The 3,686-nt window shown below is 76.0% G+C and carries 2 protein-coding genes; one reads left to right on the plus strand and one right to left on the minus strand.

What is annotated here, in order from left to right:
• Positions 1–1,026: MraY family glycosyltransferase (locus C1A33_RS22005; RefSeq protein WP_101833280.1), on the minus strand; the 1,026-nt coding region annotated here is incomplete at its 3' end.
• Between the two features lie 188 nt (positions 1,027–1,214).
• Between C1A33_RS22005 and C1A33_RS22010 the strand changes: the two genes are divergently transcribed.
• On the plus strand, positions 1,215–3,506 hold the full coding sequence (locus C1A33_RS22010) for a bi-domain-containing oxidoreductase (protein ID WP_101833281.1): 2,292 nt from the start codon (positions 1,215–1,217) through the stop codon (positions 3,504–3,506).
• Positions 3,507–3,686 lie beyond the last annotated feature (180 nt).

The following is a 3,686-nucleotide window of genomic DNA, read 5'->3' on the forward strand; positions in this document are numbered from 1 at the left end:
GTGCGCGGTGTGCCATGGCTCGCCGGCGCGGATGCGGCGCAGGCGGGGGGCGGCGAGGTAGGCCGCGAGGACCAGAGCGCAGGCGGCGTCGGCGGCCAGGCGGGTCGCCGGCGGGCCGTAGGCGGCCAGGGACAGCGCGATGAGGACGCCGGTGACGGCGGCGACGAGGAGGGTGACCTGGGTGTGCGACCAGCCCGCGACGGTCAGCCGCTGGTAGGCGTGCGAGCGGTGCGCGGTGTGCCATGGCTCGCCGGCGCGGATGCGGCGCAGGAGGGTCGCCGTGGTGTCGGCGAGGTAGAGCGCGCTCGGTGCGAGTGCCGCCTCCGGCGGGACGCCGGCGAGCACCGCCTGCGCGGTGAGGACGGCGAGCACGGCGCCGAGCGCGTAGCTGCCGACGTCGCCGAGGAAGACGCGGGCGCGGGGGAAGTTGAACGGCAGGAAGCCGAGGGCGGCCGCCGCGACGAGCGTGCCGCCGGCGCTCACCGCCGTGGCGCCGCGGTCCGCGCCGAGCGCGGCGAGGGTGGCCCCGGTCAGCGCCGCCGTCGCCGCCGAGATGCCGTTGATGCCGTCCATGAAGTTGAAGACGTTGACGAAACCGGTGATCCACAGTGGCGCGGTCACGGTGACCAGCAGGACCGTGAGCAGGCGGGGCTCCGGGTCGCCGAGGACCGCGCCCAGCACGGCCATCGCCGCCACGAGGAACGCCGCCGCGGTGTGCAGCGCGAGGCGACGCATCGCGGTGACGCCGCCGACGTCCTCGGCGAGTCCGATCAGCCCGAACAGGGCGGCGGCGGCGCTCAGCGGCAGCAGGTTGGGCCCGCCGGCGCCGCCGTCGCAGAACACGGTGACCAGCACCCCACCGAACAGGCCGAGCACGACCGCGATGCCGCCGCCGCGCGGCGTCGGCGCCGCGTGCGAGGAACGGGCGTTGACCTGGTCGATCGCGGCCAGGCGGTGCATGGACACGATGACGATCGGGGTCGCCGCCAGGGTGAGGATCCACGTGGCGGCCGGCGCTGACAGCATGGCCGTTCCTCCGGCTCTGACACGTCGGATGGAGAGCGAGCGACGTTCATCGCTGAATGTAATGCATCAACTACACTGCGCGGCATCATGTGGGTGCGGGTGTCCCGCGCGGCTGGCCGCCGGTTGTCCACCGGCCGCCCGCGGACAGCGCCGGGCCCGTCGACGACGGCGGCGGAGGTTCGCGCGAGATGAGACAGGTGGTTCAGGCGGCGTCCGGGGGAGCGGTGCGGGTCGTCGAGGTGCCCGTGCCGACCGTCGGTCCGACCGAGGTGCTGGTGTCGACGACGGCGAGCATCGTGTCGGCCGGCACCGAGCGGGCCGTCACCGCGCTCGCCCGGTCCAGCCTGCTCGCCAAGGCCCGCGCCCGGCCCGACCTGGTGCGCAAGGTCGCGGTCAAGGCCCGCGCGGACGGTCTCTCGACGGCCGTGCGCACGGTGCGCGACCGGCTGGGCACCGACGTTCCTCTCGGCTACAGCGCCTGCGGCCGGGTGGTCGAGGTCGGGGCGGCGGTCGACGGCATCCGCCCGGGGGACCTTGTCGCCACCGGCGGGGCGGGGGGGGCCAACCACGCCGAGTTCCAGTCTGTGCCCGGGCTGCTGTGCGCGCGGGTACCCGACGGCGTCGACGCCTGCGCCGCCGCGTTCGCCACCATCGGTTCGATAGCCCTGCACGGGCTGCGCCTGGCCGAGGTCGGGCCGGGCTCGAAGGTGGTCGTCGTCGGGCTCGGCCTGGTCGGCCAGCTCGCGGCGCGCCTGGCGCTCGCCAGCGGCTGCGACGTCGCGGGCATCGATCTTGCCGAGCTGCCGCTGGACGCCGCCCGGGCCGCCGGGGTGCGGGCGTTCGCCGAGTCCGGCGAGGCCACCACCGAGGCCGTGCGGGCCTGGAGCCGCGGGCGCGGGGCCGACGCGGTGCTTGTCTGCGCGGCGGGGCGCTCCGCGGAGCCGGTGATGCGGGCGACCGCGCTCGCCCGCGACCGCGCGCACCTCGTCGTCGTCGGCGACGTCGGGCTCGACCTGACCCGGGCGCCGTTCTACGACAAGGAGCTCACCCTGCGCTTCGCCCGCTCCTACGGGCCGGGCCGCTACGAGCGCGGCTACGAGGACTGGGGCGTCGACTACCCGGCCGGCCAGGTGCGCTGGACCGAGGGGCGCAACCAGGAGGCGGTGCTCGACCTGCTCGCCGCCGGCCGGCTGCGCGTCGACGACCTGGTCACCCACGCCTTCCCGATCGAGCAGGCGCCGCGCGCCTACGAGCTCGTCGCCGAGCGCACCGAGCCCTACCTGGCGATCCGCTTCGACTATCCGCCCTCGCCGGCGCCCGGTGACGACGCCCGCCCGCGCCCGCGGGTGCCGCGCCAGCGCGCTGCCCCGGCGCTGCGCCGCGGCAGCCGGGTCGGCTGGATCGGCGCGGGCGCCTTCTCCGCCTCCGTGCTGCTGCCCGCGTTCCGGGCCGCGGGCTTCGACCAGTTCGCCACCGTCGCCTCCGCGGGGGGCCGCTCGGCGCGCTCGTTCGCCGACCGGCACGGCTTCGCCGGCGCGGTGGCCGGCGCCGACGCCGTCCTCGACGACGACGACATCGACGTGATCGTCATCGCCACCCCGCACGCGACCCACGCCGAGCTCGCCGCCCGCGCCCTCGAACGGGGCCGGCACGTGTGGTGCGAGAAGCCGCTGGCGCTCGGCTTCGACGAGCTCGACCGGGTCGAGCGGGCCGCGGCGGCTGGCGGCGGCGCGCTCGTCGTCGGGTACAACCGGCGCTTCTCGCCCGCGCTCGGCGGCGCGCACGCGGCGCTGTCCGAGCGCACCGGCCCGCTGAGCGTCGTCTACCGGGTCGCCGCCGGGCCGGTGCCAGGCGATCACTGGTACAACGACCGGGTCCAGGGCGGCCGGCTGCTCGGCGAGGTCTGCCACTTCGTCGACGCCTGCGCGGCACTGACCGGCAGCCAGGTCGACGCGGTGGCGGCGCTCGCCGGCCGCGACGCCGAACTGCTGCTCGCTCCCGACATGTCGGTGACGCTGCGACACGTCGACGGCTCGCTGTCGACGATCGCCTACAGCTCCGCCCATCCGCGCGGCGCCCGCAAGGAGCAGGTCGAGGCGCTCGCCGGGGTGCGTCACGTCCGCATCGACGACTACCGGGAACTCGTCGTCGACGGCCGCTCGGTGTGGAAGGGCGCCCAGGACAAGGGCCACCGCGACGCCGCGGCGGCCTTCCTGCGGATGTGCCGGGGTGGGGACACGAGCGTGACCGCCGAGCTGCTCGCCTCCAGCCGGGCCACCCTCGCCGCCGCCGACGCGCTCGGCGTCGAGGCCGTCCGCGCCCCCACGACCCCCGCCGATCCCGCCGGCTCCGCCGATCGCGCCGGCCGTGCGGACACCACCAACCGTGCTGGCACCGCCAACCGTGCTGGCACCGTCGACCATGCCCCTGCCGCCGGCGCGTCCGACTCCGCCCTCGATTCCGCCGGCACGCCGACCTGACGGTCCCGGCCTGGCTGTCTCCTGTCCCTCGACCTCGCCGGCCGCGGTACCCGCCGGATGATTTCCGAGAATCCTTGTGAATGCACCGCGCCGCCGGCTCCATCGGGCGCGGGAAAGGACGACATCGTGCCGCGTGCGCTGATTACCGGGATTACCGGTCAGGACGGGTTGTATCTGGGT

Origin of the sequence: Frankia canadensis (genome assembly GCF_900197875.1) — a bacterium.
Classification (GTDB): Bacteria; Actinomycetota; Actinomycetes; order Frankiales; family Frankiaceae; genus Frankia; species Frankia canadensis.